Consider the following 13,266-nt stretch of genomic DNA (forward strand, 5'->3'; position numbering starts at 1 on the left):
GTTCAATAACCGCCGGTCGCCTGTTGTTGCTTTTCGTGGCTACAGCCGACGGTGGAGATTTGCGGATCGGGCCGTTTTCGACCCGCCCGCCTTAGAACGGCTCTTCGAGCCGTTTCGCCAAGTCTTCGATGTTTTCCGGCGGCCAGGCAGGAATTTCCATGCCGAGGGCCAGCCCCATCTGAGTCAGAACTTCCTTGATTTCGTTCAGCGACTTGCGACCGAAGTTCGGGGTCCGCAGCATTTCGGATTCCGTCTTCTGCACCAGATCGCCGATATAAACGATATTGTCGTTCTTCAGGCAGTTCGCCGAGCGGACGCTGAGTTCCAGTTCGTCCACCTTGCGGAGCAGGTTCCGGTTGAACGGCAGTTCCGAAGCCTTCTCTTCTTCGACACGCTGCTGCGGCTCTTCGAAGTTGATGAAGATCTGGAGCTGGTCCTGCATGATGCGGGCGGCGAGCGCGATCGCATCTTCCGGGCTAACCGCACCGTTGGTTTCGATCGCCATGCTCAGCTTGTCATAGTCAGTGACCTGACCGACACGCGTGTTCTCGACCTTGTAGGAAACCTTGCGAACCGGGCTGAAGATCGAGTCGACCGGAATCAAACCGATCGGCGCGTCTTCCGGGCGGTTCTGCGCGGCCGGGACATAGCCCTTACCGTTGGCGACCGTGAACTCGACATTGAGCGACGCGCCCTTATCCAGCGTGCAGATCACCAGATCCGGGTTCATGACTTCGATGTCATGTCCCGTTTCAATCATGCCGGCGGTCACTTCTGCCGGCCCCTGAACGGACAAGCGCATGCGCTTGGGCCCGTCGCCGTGCATACGCAGCGCCAGAGCCTTAACGTTCAGGACGATGTCGGTAACGTCTTCACGGACACCCGGGATGGACGAGAATTCGTGCAGCACGCCGTCGATCTGCAATGCCGTAACTGCCGCTCCCTGCAGGGAGGACAGCAGAATACGGCGAAGCGCATTGCCCAGGGTCATGCCGAAACCGCGTTCCAGCGGGTCGGCCACGACGGTGGCGATACGGTTCGGGTCGACGCCGGGCGTCACTTCCAGCTTCTTCGGCTTAATCAAGGATTGCCAGTTGCGCTGAACACTCGCCAGGGAGGTATCGCTCATTCTTATGTCACCGGCCGGAAAGCCGGCGTCCCTTCTTAAGTCTTGCTTTCAAATCTGCCTGCATGGGCCACACAGAGGTTCAGCGATCAACACCAATCCCCGTCGGTCCGCCCGCAGGCGATCGACCTGCCCGCAGCCGAATGCGGCGGGCCATCAAATGATTAGACGCGACGACGCTTGCGCGGACGGCAGCCGTTGTGCGGGATCGGCGTGACGTCCTTGATCGCGGTGATCGTGAAACCGACCGACTGCAGCGCGCGCAGTGCGGATTCGCGACCCGAACCCGGGCCCTTCACGTTAACTTCCAGGGTCTTCATGCCATGGTCCGCGGCTTTCTTGCCGGCATCTTCGGCGGCGATCTGCGCGGCATAGGGCGTCGACTTACGGCTGCCCTTGAAGCCTTGCATTCCGGCGCTGGACCAGGAGATGGCATTACCCTGCACGTCGGTAATGGTAATCATCGTGTTGTTGAACGACGCGTTCACATGGGCAATCCCAGAGGTGATGTTCTTTTTCTCGCGACGCTTACGAACGGGAGCGCGTGCCATAGTCAGTTCCACCTATCATACATGGGGCAGGACTGGATCCGCCCCCGAACATTTTCCAAGAATAAAGACGATTACTTCTTCTTACCGGCGATCGCCTTGGCCGGGCCCTTGCGGGTCCGCGCATTGGTGTGGGTCCGCTGACCCCGAACCGGCAGGCCTTTACGGTGACGCAGGCCACGATAGCAACCAAGGTCCATCAGACGCTTGATGTTCATCGCAACTTCACGGCGCAGATCACCTTCCACCAGGTGATCGCGGTCGATCACTTCACGGATGCGCGCCACTTCGTCTTCGCTAAGCGTGTTCACGCGGGCCGACCCATCGATGCCGCAAGTCTTCAGAATTTCCGTCGACTTGTGACGGCCGATCCCATGAATATAGGTCAGCGCGATCACAACCCGCTTGTTGGTCGGGATGTTAACACCCGCGATACGTGCCATCGTCTCAATCCTCTACCAAAATTCCGCCGACATATGCCGAAACGGCACAGCGGCGCCCTCGTTTTCAACACGGGCCGCTGCGATCATGCCGAACTGGGAATAGCCCCTTACGGGAAATCTTCAATCGGCAACCAATATGTCATCACCATGACATACGGCCTAGCCGAAGCGCGCGGAGTATACGGAAACCCGTTCCTCTGTCAACGCCCTGGCAGGTCCTGAATTGAAGATATTTCCCTGTATTCCGACCTGATCCGCTTAACCCAATATACTGTTGATGGACGCGGTCACCGTATCGATGTCCTGCATACCGTCAACTTTCCGCAGCACACCCTTCTTCTCGTAGTAAGGAAGCAAGGGGGCCGTCTGCTCGTGATACACGTCCAAACGCTTCTTCAGCGTTTCCGCATTGTCGTCCGCCCGGCGTTCGCTTTCGGGCGTTTGCGCCACACGCGTCTCGATGCGGTTGAAAAGTTCCTGGTCGTCGACCGTGAGTTCAATCACATGGTCGATCTTCTTACCCTTGCGCGCGAGCAGCTCATCAAGCCCTTCCGCCTGCGCAACCGTGCGCGGGAAACCGTCCAGGATAACGCCTTTGGCGCAATCCGGCTCTTCCATACGCTCATCGATGATCCCGATCATCGTTTCGTCATCGACCAGCTTGCCGGCGTCCATGATCGTCTTGGCTTTCTTGCCGAGAGCGGTCCCTTCCGCCACCGCGGCACGCAGCATATCGCCGGTGGAGAGCTGCACGAAACCGCGAGAATCTTCGATCAGTTTCGCCTGGGTCCCTTTTCCCGCCCCGGGCGGACCGAACATAAGGATGATCATCGACGTCTCCCCCTCAACTTCGACTTCTTCACCAACCCTTCATACTGATGGGCCAGCAGATGGCTTTGTATTTGTGCGACCGTATCCATGGTCACCGTGACGCAGATCAGCAGACTGGTTCCGCCGAAATAGAACGGAACAGCGTATTGCGAGATCAGAAGCTCCGGCAACATGCAGACCGCCGCCAGATACAAAGCCCCGATCGCGGTGAGGCGCGTCAGGACGTAATCGAGATATTCGGCCGTGTTCTTACCCGGGCGAATGCCGGGGACGAAACCACCGTATTTCTTCAGGTTGTCGGCCGTTTCCTCCGGATTGAACACCACGGCGGTGTAGAAAAAGGCGAAGAAAACGATCAACCCGATGTAAATGCCAAGATACAGCGGCTGACCACGGCCGAGCATGGCCGTGACGTCCTGCAGCCAAGCCGGACCGGAACCGCCGCTGAAATTCGCGATCGTCAGCGGCATCAGCAGCAGCGAACTGGCAAAGATCGGCGGAATGACACCCGGCGTGTTGATCTTCATCGGCAGATGGGAGCTCTCGCCGCCGAACATCTTGTTGCCAACCTGACGCTTCGGATACTGCACGATGATCCGACGCTGAGCCCGCTCAACGAAGACGATGAACGCAATCACGGCAACAGACATCACCAGCAGGATCAGAATGAAGGCGGTGGAAAGCGCGCCCGTACGGCCGAGTTCCAGCGTTCCGGCAAGCGCCCCCGGCAAACCGGCGACGATTCCCGAGAAGATGATCAGGGAAATACCATTGCCGACACCGCGCTGGGTGATCTGTTCACCCAACCACATCAGGAACATCGTGCCGCCAACCAGGGTGATCACCGTGGAAGCACGGAAGAACAGACCCGGGTCCTGGACCGCCGGTCCTTGCGATCCGGTCGCCCCTTCGAGACCGACCGCGATGCCATAGGCCTGCACGGCCGCCAGCAGCACGGTGAGATACCGTGTGTACTGATTGATCTTCTTGCGGCCGCTTTCGCCTTCCTTCTTCAGCTGCTCCAACGACGGCGAAATCGCGGTCATGAGCTGCATGATGATGGAGGCGGAAATATACGGCATGATGTTAAGGGCGAAAATCGACATCCGGCTGACGGCGCCGCCGGCAAAGGTGTCGAACATGCCGAGAATGCCACCGGCCTGTTGCTCGAACAGTTCCGACAGGACCGACGCGTCGATCCCGGGCAAGGGAAGATAAGTCCCAAGCCGATACACGATAAGCGCACCCAGAGTGAACCAGATGCGCTTCTTCAGTTCGGTCGCCTTTGCGAGAGTTCCAAAATTGAAATTCGCGGCGAGTTGCTCAGCGGCGGATGCCATAGAATACCTGTTCCCGTTACCTTATCGTTCCAACCCGCGCGGCGATCCCTTTTTGCCGGCTGAGACCCCGGTATGCGCGTGTCCTCTATTCGGCTCTCTGCCTGTTAAAGGACGTTGGGTGTCGATGCAACGATTGCAACGGAAAAGACGCGACCAACTCGCCGCGCCCTTCCCTATGCATCAAACTTATCCAGCGTCCCGATTCTTCATCGCCAGATGGCGACGCTTCCGCGAGGGCGCCTTTTCGACTTCAGCCGGAAGTTCGAGCTTGCCACCGGCTTTTTCGACCGCGGCCACGGCAGCCTGGCTGGCTTTCGTCGCCTGGATCGTCAGAGCAGCGGTAAGTTCGCCCTTGGCCAGAATTTTGACGCCGTCGAGAACCTTGCTGATGACACCGGCGGCGAGCAGCGCCTCGGCATCGACCGGCTTCTTCGCGTCGAGTTTCTTCGCATCAACCGCGTCCTGCAGACGGCCGAGGTTCACCGTCGCGAATTCCTTACGGAACGGCGCATTGGTGAAGCCGCGCTTCGGCAAGCGGCGATACAGCGGCATCTGACCGCCTTCAAAACCCTTGATGGACACGCCCGAACGCGACTTCTGACCTTTGACGCCACGGCCGCCCGTCTTGCCCTTGCCGGACCCGATGCCACGGCCGACACGCGTGCGCGTCTTGGCTGCGCCCGGATTGTCGGACAGTTCGTTGAGTTTCATTGTCTGACTTCCTTCTGACCTGCGGGTCTACCGGCCGGCTTGCCGCCGGCCGGAGATCAACCGAGTTCCTCAACCCGAACCATGTGGCGAACCTTACGGATCATGCCACGAATGGACGGGGTGTCTTCCAGTTCACGCGTGCGCCCGATCTTGTTAAGACCGAGGCCCACCAGCGTCGCACGCTGGCTCGCTTCACGCCGGATCGGGCTGCCCGTCTGGGTCACCCGAAGCTTTTTCGCTTCCGCCATTGGTTCTCTCCCGGCCTAACCTTAAGCCGCGCTTTCTTCGGCGGCTGCCTGACCATCGCGGCGGCCAACGATATCGTTGACTTTCTTGCCGCGGCGGGACGCCACCATGCGCGGGGAACTGCTGCTCTTGAGACCTTCAAAAGCCGCCTTCACCATATTGTAGGGATTGGACGAACCCGTCGACTTCGCGACAACGTCCTGAACGCCCAGAGCTTCGAACACCGCACGCGTCGGACCGCCGGCAATGATACCGGTACCGGACGGCGCTGCGCGCATCACGACGCGACCGGCGCCGAAACGGCCCTGAACGTCATGGTGTAGCGTACGGCCTTCCCGCAGCGGAACACGAACCATCGTCTTCTTCGCCTGGTCGGTCGCCTTGCGGATCGCTTCCGGCACTTCACGCGCCTTACCATGGCCGAAGCCGACGCGGCCACGGCCGTCGCCTACAACAACCAGGGCCGCGAAGCCGAACCGACGGCCACCCTTAACAACTTTCGCAACGCGGTTGATCGCGACCAGCTTTTCAACCAGATCGGATTCGGCATCCTTGTTGCGTTCTTCTCTCGGTCCACGTGCCATCGCTCGGATCCCCTTAGAACTTCAAACCGGCTTCACGCGCGGCATCGGCCAACGCCTTGACGCGGCCATGAAAACGAAAACCGCCGCGATCGAACACGACCTGCTCAATACCGGCCGCCTTGGCGCGTTCGGCAATCAGCTTGCCGACAACGGCAGCGGCCTCGGAATTGCCGCCGGACTTGCCGCCGGAACGGAAGTCCTGATCCATCGTCGACGCGGCAGCCACCGTGACGCCGGCCAGATCGTCGATGATCTGGGCATAGATCTGCTTGTTCGTGCGGTGCACGGAAAGACGGGGCTTGCCGCCGCCGAGCTTCCGAACTTGGTACCGCGTGCGGGCTCTGCGCCGCTCGAAGAGTTTTTTGGTACTCAGCATAATTCCTGTCCTCGCAATGCGCCCACCGCGGTATGTCTTTTTGGACTATCCGCAGCCCGGATGCGGCGCGATTTCCCGTCTCGGAGTTATCTCCGTCCGGCCTATTTCTTTTTACCTTCCTTACGAAGGATGGTCTCGTCGGTGTACCGCAGACCCTTGCCCTTGTAAGGCTCCGGCGGACGGTAGCCGCGGATCTCGCTCGCAATCTGGCCGACCCGCTGCTTGTCAGCGCCGGAAATGGCGATGATGTTGCCACGGTCGCCCTCGATCGCGATCTTCAGATCCGACGGGATCGGGAAGTTCACGTCATGGCTGAAACCGAGCTGCAGCTTCAGGGTGGAACCCTGGACCTGCGCACGATAACCGACGCCGTTCACTTCCAGACGCTTCACAAAGCCTTCGGACGCGCCCTGCACCGCATTGTTGATCATGGCGCGAACCATGCCCCAGTGCTGGCGTGCCTTCTTCGACTGGTTTACCGGTTCAACGGAAACCTTGTTATCGGCCATGGAGACGGTGACCAGATCGGTGATTTGCACCTTCTGTTCGCCGTTCTTGCCTTTCGCGGTCAACAGACCCTCGACGATCGAAATATCGACGCCGCTCGGAATCTCAACCGGATATTTGCCAACGCGTGACATGGTTCAAAACCCTTATCTTCGTATAGCCTACAGGTAACGCTTCTCGACCAGGTCTTAGTAGACCCGGCAGAGAACCTCGCCACCGACGTTGTTCTCGCGCGCTTCCGCGTCCGACATCACACCCTTGGGGGTGCTCAGGATCGAAATACCCAGACCGTTGTAGACACGGCCGAGATCCTTGATCCCGGAATAGACGCGCCGGCCCGGCTTGGAGACCCGCGAGATTTCCTTGATCACCGGCTCACCGTCGAAATACTTCAATTCGACATTCAGCTCGGAAATACCTTTTTTGATCTCGGACTCGCTGTAGCCACGGATATACCCTTCGCGCTGCAACACATCCAGCACCCGCGCACGCAGTTTGCTGGAAGGAACCGGCACCGCCGCCTTGCGGGCAGCCTGGCCGTTCCGGATGCGGGACAGCATGTCGCCGAGAGGATCACTCATCGCCATCTTAATAGTCCTCCGTTACCAGCTCGACTTGACCACACCGGGGATCTGACCATGAGAGGCCAGTTCACGCAGCGCGATACGCGAGATGCGGAATTTGCGATAGAACGCTTTCGGACGCCCGGTCAGTTCGCACCGATTGTGCAGACGGACGGGAGACGCGTTCTTCGCGATCTTGTTCAGATCCATCGCTGCCTTGAACCGCTCTTCCGGCGGCAGCTCGCGGTTATGAAGGGTCGCTTTCAACTTTGCCCGGCGGTTGGCCGCGGACTTGGTCAAACGTTCCCGCTTCTTGTTCCGCTCAATGGCGCTCTTTTTGGCCATCTGACGTCACTCCCGTCTATTTCTGAAACGGCATGTTGAATTCGGTCAGAAGCGCGCGCGCTTCGTCGTCCGAATTCGCCGTGGTGCAAATCACGATGTCCATGCCCCGGATGGAATCGACCTTGTCGTAATCGATTTCCGGAAACACGATCTGTTCCTTCAAGCCCATGGCATAGTTGCCACGGCCATCGAAGCTCTTGCTGCTGATCCCGCGGAAGTCACGGACACGCGGCAGCGCCACGTTGATCAGACGGTCAAGAAATTCGTACATGCGCTCGCGCCGCAGGGTTACCTTGGCGCCAACAGCCATGCCCTCACGCAGCTTGAAGCCGGCGATGGATTTCTTGGCCTTGGTCGTCACCGGCTTCTGACCGGTGATCAACGACAGGTCATCAACCGCGCCATTCAGGTTCTTGCGATCCGCGACCGCTTCCCCGACGCCCATGTTGATGACGATCTTGTCCAGCTTCGGAATCTGCATCGCAGACTTGTAGCTGAATTGTTCCTGCATCTTGCCGCGGACGCTGTCCTTGTAGAACTGCTCGAGGCGCGGCGTATACGCTTTTTCCGACATCTTTCTCGATCCTTCCGACTTACGCGTCGATGACTTCGCCGGACCGCTTCGCGTAGCGGACCTTGCGGCCGTCATCGAGCGTCTTGAAACCGACACGGGTCGGCTTGTTGTCCTTCGGATCCAGGTGAGCGACGTTCGAAACCGAAACGGGCGCTTCCTTCTCGACGATCCCGCCTTGGGTCGTCATGGACGGACGCTGATGACGTTTCACGACGTTGACGCCACGCACGACGATACGGTCTTCGGCTGGACGAACTTCGATGACTTCGCCTTCCTTGCCCTTGTCGCGGCCGGTCAGAACGACGACCTTGTCACCCTTTTTGATCTTGGCAGCCATTACAGCACCTCCGGCGCGAGCGAAACGATCTTCATGAAACGCTTCGCGCGCAGTTCGCGAACGACCGGGCCAAAAATACGGGTACCGATCGGCTCGTTCTGCTTGTTGATGAGGACCGCGGCGTTCGTGTCGAAACGGATCGTCGATCCATCCTGACGGCGAACCGGCTGCGCGGTCCGGACGATGACGGCTTTCAGCACATCGCCCTTCTTCACGCGGCCGCGCGGAATCGCTTCCTTCACGGAAACGACGATGACGTCACCAACCGACGCGGTGCGCCGCTTCGAGCCCCCGAGCACCTTGATGCACTGGACCCGACGCGCGCCCGAATTGTCGGCGACATCGAGGTTAGTTTGCATCTGGATCATATGTCCGATCCTTTCATCCCATACGTCCGGGCAAAATCGCCCGAGCAAACATCAAACTTCAAACGTGATCCGCCCGGCCTGCGCCACGCAAATCCCGACCCTTACGCGGACGCTTCGTCCGTCAGCACTTCCCAAGTCTTGCGCTTGGAATAAGGCCGACATTCGACAATGCGGACCGTGTCGCCCTTCTTATGGGCATTGTTCTCATCGTGCGCCATGAAGCGCTTGGACTTCCGCACGATCTTGTTCAACAGCGGGTGCTTAAAGCGGCGCTCAACCTGAACGACAATCGTCTTGTCGCCATGGTCAGACACCACCGTGCCCTGCATAATCCGTTTCGGCATCGCTCTAAACTCCGCCCTAACTCGTTTCTATTCGTCACGCCATGGCCGTCATCGGCCGTGGCCTAAATTCAGCTCGCCGCAGCCTGGCGCTGACCAAGCAGCGTCTTGATGCGAGCGATGTCGCGCCGCACTTCCCGCGAGCGCGCCGTATTCTCCAGCTGACCGCTGGCCGCCTGAAAACGCAGATTGAACTGCTCCTTCTTGAGATCAAGGAGCTGATCGTTCAATTCGTCTTCCGTCTTCTGACGCAGGTCTTCGGCTTTCATGGCCCTATCCTTCGCCTTTTCTTTCCGCCGCCCTTGCCGCCGACAACGCTAATTAAGCGCCGGCGCCGAGGCGGGTGATGATCTTGCAGCGGATCGGCAATTTCGCCGCCGCCAGTTCGAAAGCTTCCTTGCCCGCGAGATGTTCGACACCGTCCATCTCGAACATGACACGACCGGGCTTCACGCGGGCCGCCCAGTATTCCGGCGTCCCCTTACCCTTACCCATGCGGACTTCCGCCGGCTTCGAGCTGACAGGCACATCCGGGAAAATGCGGATCCAGACCTTACCCTGACGGCGGATCCGACGGACGATCGCACGACGCGCCGCTTCAATCTGGCGCGAGGTGATCCGCCCCGGTTCCATGGCCTTCAGACCGATGGAGCCGAAGTTCAGGGCCGTTCCGCCCTTGGCGTTGCCGTGAATACGGCCCTTATGGGCCTTACGGAACTTTGTACGTTTCGGGCTCAGCATCTCAAAAACCCTCGAATATGCTCAATTCGTTCAACTAACCGCTTTGACCAAAAGGTCGGAGCGACTTAGGACCGGCCGCCGGCAGGCGCGCCGGAGTCCGCCATCCGCTTGTCCTGCGCCATCGGGTCGTGGGCCATGATTTCGCCCTTGAAAACCCAAACCTTGACGCCGCAGACGCCGTAGGTCGTGTGCGCTTCGGCCAAGCCGTAATCGATGTCCGCACGCAGCGTGTGCAGCGGAACCCGGCCCTCGCGGTACCATTCGGTGCGCGCGATTTCCGCGCCGCCCAGACGGCCGCCGCAGTTGATCCGGATACCTTCGGCGCCGAGACGCATAGCGCTCTGAACCGCGCGCTTCATGGCGCGGCGGAAAGCGACACGGCGTTCCAGCTGCTGCGCGATGTTTTCGGCAACAAGCTTGGCGTCGATTTCGGGCTTGCGGACTTCGACGATATTCAGCGCGACGTCCTTGCCCGTGATCTTGTTCAGCTCCTGACGAAGCTTCTCGATGTCCTGGCCCTTCTTGCCGATCACCACACCCGGACGCGCCGAATGAATGGTGACACGCGCACGACCGGCCGGACGTTCGATTACGATCCGCGAGATGCCCGCCTGCTTCAGCTTGTCGTGCAGGAATTCCCGCAGTTTCAAGTCTTCATGCAGCAGGTCCGCATAGTTCTTGCCGGCGAACCAACGGGAATCCCAGGTCCGGTTGATGCCGAGGCGCAGACCGATCGGGTTAACTTTCTGACCCATGATAGCTTCCTTTACCCGCTGCCTATTCCGCGTCTTCGCGCTCGCGCACGACGATCGTCAAATTCGAGAACGGCTTCAAAATCCGTGCGCCACGCCCGCGGGCACGCGCTTTGAAACGCTTCATCACAAAGGACTTGCCGACGAAGGCTTCCTTCACGAACAACCGGTCAACATCAAGCTGATGGTTGTTTTCCGCATTCGCGATGGCCGCTTCCAGGACTTTCTTCACGTCACCGGCGATGCGGCGGCGCGAGAAAGCCAGTTCGGCGACGGCGTCGCTGGCGTTTTTGCCACGGATCGAAGCCGCAACCAGATTCAGCTTCTGAGGGCTGATCCGGATCGTCCGCGACAGAGCCATCGCTTCCGCCTCGTCCAAACGGCGCTCTGCAGCTGCCTTACCCATGACCGTTAACCCCTCTTCGCCTTCTTGTCGGCCGCATGGCCGTAGTAGGTCCGCGACGGGGCGAACTCACCCAGCTTGTGGCCGATCATATGTTCGGTCACCAGAACCGGAACGAACTTCCGACCGTTGTGGACACCAAAAGTCAGGCCCACGAATTGCGGCAGAATGGTCGACCGGCGCGACCAGGTCTTGATTACGTCCTTCCGACCCGACGACGCGGCGTCATCGGCTTTTTTCAGAAGGTAATGGTCCACGAACGGACCTTTCCATACGGAGCGTGCCACCTTGCCTTCTCCTACTTCTTCGCGTGCCGGCGACGGATAATGTACTTGTCCGTCGACTTGTTCGACCGCGTGCGCTTACCCTTGGTCGGCTTACCCCACGGCGTCACCGGATGACGGCCGCCGGAGGTCCGGCCTTCACCACCACCATGGGGGTGATCGACCGGGTTCATGACAACGCCGCGAACCGACGGGCGCTTGCCGAGCCAGCGGTTACGGCCGGCTTTGCCGAGTTTGATGTTCTGCTGGTCCGGGTTGCTCACCGCACCGACGGTCGCCATGCATTCGGAACGCACGACACGCAGTTCACCGGACATCAGCTTCAGCTGAGCATAGCCCTGGTCGCGACCGACCAACTGGGCATAGGTCCCGGCGGAACGGGCGATCTGACCGCCCTTGCCCGGCTTCATCTCCACATTGTGGACGATGGTGCCGACCGGCATCGCACCCAGGGGCATTGCATTGCCCGGCTTAACGTCGACCTTCGCTCCGGCCACGACCGTGTCACCCGCCTTCAAACGCTGCGGCGCCAGGATATAGGCCAGTTCGTCATCCGCATAACGGACGAGAGCGATGAACGCGGTCCGGTTCGGATCGTATTCCAGGCGCTCGACGGTCGCGGGCTGATCCCACTTCCGACGCTTGAAATCGATGACCCGGTAGCGACGCTTGTGCCCACCGCCCTGACGCCGTGCCGTAATACGACCGGTGTTGTTGCGGCCACCCTTGTTGGTCATGCCTTCGGTCAGGCTCTTGACCGGACCGCCGCTGTGGAGGTCCGTCCGCTTGACCAGCACCAGGCCGCGCTGGCCGGGTGTGTTCGGTTTAAACTGCTTGAGCGCCATGATGCTCTCGCTCCCTTAACTCAATCCGCGTTCGACGGTCTTAGCCGGCCTGACTTACAGGCCCGTGGTGACGTCGATCGAATGACCTTCTTCCAACCGGACGACGGCCTTCTTCCAATCGCTCCGCGTGCCGACCCGACCGCGGTGACGCTTGGTCTTGCCCTTGACCACCAGCGTATTCACGGAACGGACCTTGACGTCGAAAAGACCTTCGACGGCCGCCTTGATTTCCGGCTTGGTGGCAGTGGTGGCGACCTTGAAGGCTACCTGGTTGTTCTCACCGCCCAGCGTCGCCTTTTCGGTAATCACCGGCGACAGCAGGACGTCGTACATCCGTTCCTTGGAAACGGGCGTCTTGTTGAGGTATTTCCAACTCATTTCAACCGGGCCTCCAACCCTTCAACGGCGGCCTTGGTCAGAACCAGAAGATCCCGACGCAGAATGTCGTACACGTTGGCACCCTGGGTCGGCAGAAGATCGATGCCCGGAATGTTCCGAACCGCGAGTGCCAGGTTGCCGTCCACTTCCGAACCGCCGACGACCAGAGCGCTGCCCCAGCCGAGACCGGCCAGTTTGTCCTTCAGCGTCTTCGTCTTGGGCGAGTCCAGCTTGGCGTCGTCCAGGATGATCAACTTGCCGTCGGCCTGCTTGGCGGACAGCGCGGAGCGCAGCGCCAAAGCCCGAACCTTTTTCGGCAGGCTGTGGCCATGGTCGCGCGGATGCGGCCCGAAGACCTGTCCGCCGCCACGGAACTGCGGGGCCTTCTTGTCGCCATGACGAGCACGTCCGGTGCCCTTCTGACGATAGATCTTCGCCGTGGAACCGTTGACTTCGCTGCGGCCCTTGACCTTGTGCGTGCCGGCGCGCCGCTTGGCCAACTGATAGTTGACCATGCGGGACATGATGTCCTTGCGGACAGCGACACCGAACACTTCGTCAGCGAGATCGATCTCGCCGGCGGCAGCGTTGTCGAGGGTGATGATTTTCGCCTTCATGACCTT

At 59.9% G+C, this 13,266-nt stretch carries 24 protein-coding genes; all 24 read right to left on the reverse strand.

The features are described from left to right. Window positions 1-91 precede the first annotated feature (91 nt). The 24 genes from ACQK2G_RS15180 to rplD all read right to left on the reverse strand — a co-directional run bounded on the left by ACQK2G_RS15180 (window position 92) and on the right by rplD (window position 13,260). Window positions 92-1,129, reverse strand: a complete 1,038-nt coding sequence (locus tag ACQK2G_RS15180) for a DNA-directed RNA polymerase subunit alpha (protein WP_425405885.1) — start codon at window positions 1,127-1,129, stop codon at window positions 92-94. A gap of 161 nt (window positions 1,130-1,290) precedes the next feature. Next, complete coding sequence (gene rpsK, locus ACQK2G_RS15185) at window positions 1,291-1,677, reverse strand: 30S ribosomal protein S11 (RefSeq protein WP_127767654.1); 387 nt, start codon at window positions 1,675-1,677, stop codon at window positions 1,291-1,293. 71 nt (window positions 1,678-1,748) lie between these two features. Next, window positions 1,749-2,117: a 30S ribosomal protein S13 gene (rpsM, locus tag ACQK2G_RS15190; protein ID WP_425405886.1), complete on the reverse strand. Its 369-nt coding sequence runs from the start codon at window positions 2,115-2,117 to the stop codon at window positions 1,749-1,751. A 258-nt stretch (window positions 2,118-2,375) separates the two neighbouring features. Then, entirely contained in the window at window positions 2,376-2,948 is a 573-nt protein-coding gene (locus ACQK2G_RS15195) for an adenylate kinase (protein WP_425405887.1), read from the reverse strand. Beyond that, a complete protein-coding gene (secY, locus tag ACQK2G_RS15200) occupies window positions 2,945-4,288 on the reverse strand; it encodes a preprotein translocase subunit SecY (RefSeq protein WP_425405888.1) in 1,344 nt (447 codons plus the stop codon). Before secY ends, ACQK2G_RS15195 begins: the two co-directional genes overlap by 4 nt. 186 nt (window positions 4,289-4,474) lie before the next feature. Continuing rightward, window positions 4,475-4,999, reverse strand: a complete 525-nt coding sequence (gene rplO, locus ACQK2G_RS15205) for a 50S ribosomal protein L15 (protein ID WP_425405889.1) — start codon at window positions 4,997-4,999, stop codon at window positions 4,475-4,477. A 56-nt stretch (window positions 5,000-5,055) separates the two neighbouring features. Then, entirely contained in the window at window positions 5,056-5,247 is a 192-nt protein-coding gene (gene rpmD / locus ACQK2G_RS15210; RefSeq protein ID WP_425405890.1) for a 50S ribosomal protein L30, read from the reverse strand. Between the two features lie 21 nt (window positions 5,248-5,268). Beyond that, entirely contained in the window at window positions 5,269-5,829 is a 561-nt protein-coding gene (rpsE, locus tag ACQK2G_RS15215; RefSeq protein ID WP_425405891.1) for a 30S ribosomal protein S5, read from the reverse strand. Between the two features lie 13 nt (window positions 5,830-5,842). Continuing rightward, window positions 5,843-6,205: a 50S ribosomal protein L18 gene (gene rplR / locus ACQK2G_RS15220; protein WP_425405892.1), complete on the reverse strand. Its 363-nt coding sequence runs from the start codon at window positions 6,203-6,205 to the stop codon at window positions 5,843-5,845. A 101-nt stretch (window positions 6,206-6,306) separates the two neighbouring features. Next, complete coding sequence (gene rplF / locus ACQK2G_RS15225; RefSeq protein ID WP_425405893.1) at window positions 6,307-6,846, reverse strand: 50S ribosomal protein L6; 540 nt, start codon at window positions 6,844-6,846, stop codon at window positions 6,307-6,309. A gap of 54 nt (window positions 6,847-6,900) precedes the next feature. Continuing rightward, complete coding sequence (gene rpsH, locus ACQK2G_RS15230) at window positions 6,901-7,299, reverse strand: 30S ribosomal protein S8 (RefSeq protein ID WP_425405894.1); 399 nt, start codon at window positions 7,297-7,299, stop codon at window positions 6,901-6,903. A 15-nt stretch (window positions 7,300-7,314) separates the two neighbouring features. After that, the gene (rpsN, locus tag ACQK2G_RS15235; RefSeq protein WP_425405895.1) at window positions 7,315-7,620 is read right to left on the reverse strand and encodes a 30S ribosomal protein S14; all 306 of its coding nucleotides are present in this window, start codon (window positions 7,618-7,620) and stop codon (window positions 7,315-7,317) included. A gap of 16 nt (window positions 7,621-7,636) precedes the next feature. After that, entirely contained in the window at window positions 7,637-8,194 is a 558-nt protein-coding gene (gene rplE / locus ACQK2G_RS15240; RefSeq protein WP_425405896.1) for a 50S ribosomal protein L5, read from the reverse strand. A gap of 19 nt (window positions 8,195-8,213) precedes the next feature. Then, window positions 8,214-8,531 (reverse strand): 50S ribosomal protein L24, encoded by a 318-nt coding sequence (gene rplX, locus ACQK2G_RS15245; protein WP_425405897.1) that lies wholly within the window; start codon window positions 8,529-8,531, stop codon window positions 8,214-8,216. After that, the gene (rplN, locus tag ACQK2G_RS15250; protein WP_425405898.1) at window positions 8,531-8,899 is read right to left on the reverse strand and encodes a 50S ribosomal protein L14; all 369 of its coding nucleotides are present in this window, start codon (window positions 8,897-8,899) and stop codon (window positions 8,531-8,533) included. The genes rplX and rplN overlap by 1 nt, the downstream gene beginning before the upstream one ends. 101 nt (window positions 8,900-9,000) lie before the next feature. Then, on the reverse strand, window positions 9,001-9,243 hold the full coding sequence (rpsQ, locus tag ACQK2G_RS15255) for a 30S ribosomal protein S17 (RefSeq protein ID WP_425405899.1): 243 nt from the start codon (window positions 9,241-9,243) through the stop codon (window positions 9,001-9,003). A gap of 68 nt (window positions 9,244-9,311) precedes the next feature. After that, a complete protein-coding gene (gene rpmC, locus ACQK2G_RS15260) occupies window positions 9,312-9,509 on the reverse strand; it encodes a 50S ribosomal protein L29 (protein ID WP_425405900.1) in 198 nt (65 codons plus the stop codon). A 52-nt stretch (window positions 9,510-9,561) separates the two neighbouring features. Continuing rightward, the gene (gene rplP / locus ACQK2G_RS15265; RefSeq protein WP_425405901.1) at window positions 9,562-9,981 is read right to left on the reverse strand and encodes a 50S ribosomal protein L16; all 420 of its coding nucleotides are present in this window, start codon (window positions 9,979-9,981) and stop codon (window positions 9,562-9,564) included. 65 nt (window positions 9,982-10,046) lie between these two features. Continuing rightward, entirely contained in the window at window positions 10,047-10,736 is a 690-nt protein-coding gene (gene rpsC / locus ACQK2G_RS15270; RefSeq protein WP_425405902.1) for a 30S ribosomal protein S3, read from the reverse strand. 22 nt (window positions 10,737-10,758) lie between these two features. Beyond that, window positions 10,759-11,139 (reverse strand): 50S ribosomal protein L22, encoded by a 381-nt coding sequence (gene rplV / locus ACQK2G_RS15275; protein WP_425405903.1) that lies wholly within the window; start codon window positions 11,137-11,139, stop codon window positions 10,759-10,761. 5 nt (window positions 11,140-11,144) lie between these two features. Next, window positions 11,145-11,423 (reverse strand): 30S ribosomal protein S19, encoded by a 279-nt coding sequence (rpsS, locus tag ACQK2G_RS15280; protein WP_425405904.1) that lies wholly within the window; start codon window positions 11,421-11,423, stop codon window positions 11,145-11,147. An 11-nt stretch (window positions 11,424-11,434) separates the two neighbouring features. Next, on the reverse strand, window positions 11,435-12,265 hold the full coding sequence (rplB, locus tag ACQK2G_RS15285) for a 50S ribosomal protein L2 (RefSeq protein ID WP_425405905.1): 831 nt from the start codon (window positions 12,263-12,265) through the stop codon (window positions 11,435-11,437). A gap of 54 nt (window positions 12,266-12,319) precedes the next feature. Further along, on the reverse strand, window positions 12,320-12,643 hold the full coding sequence (locus ACQK2G_RS15290; protein ID WP_425405906.1) for a 50S ribosomal protein L23: 324 nt from the start codon (window positions 12,641-12,643) through the stop codon (window positions 12,320-12,322). Next, window positions 12,640-13,260: a 50S ribosomal protein L4 gene (gene rplD / locus ACQK2G_RS15295; protein ID WP_425405907.1), complete on the reverse strand. Its 621-nt coding sequence runs from the start codon at window positions 13,258-13,260 to the stop codon at window positions 12,640-12,642. Before rplD ends, ACQK2G_RS15290 begins: the two co-directional genes overlap by 4 nt. Between the last annotated feature and the right edge of the window lie 6 nt (window positions 13,261-13,266).

The organism is Hwanghaeella sp. (assembly GCF_965227365.1).
In the GTDB taxonomy this organism is placed as follows: Bacteria; Pseudomonadota; Alphaproteobacteria; order UBA8366; family Aestuariispiraceae; genus Hwanghaeella.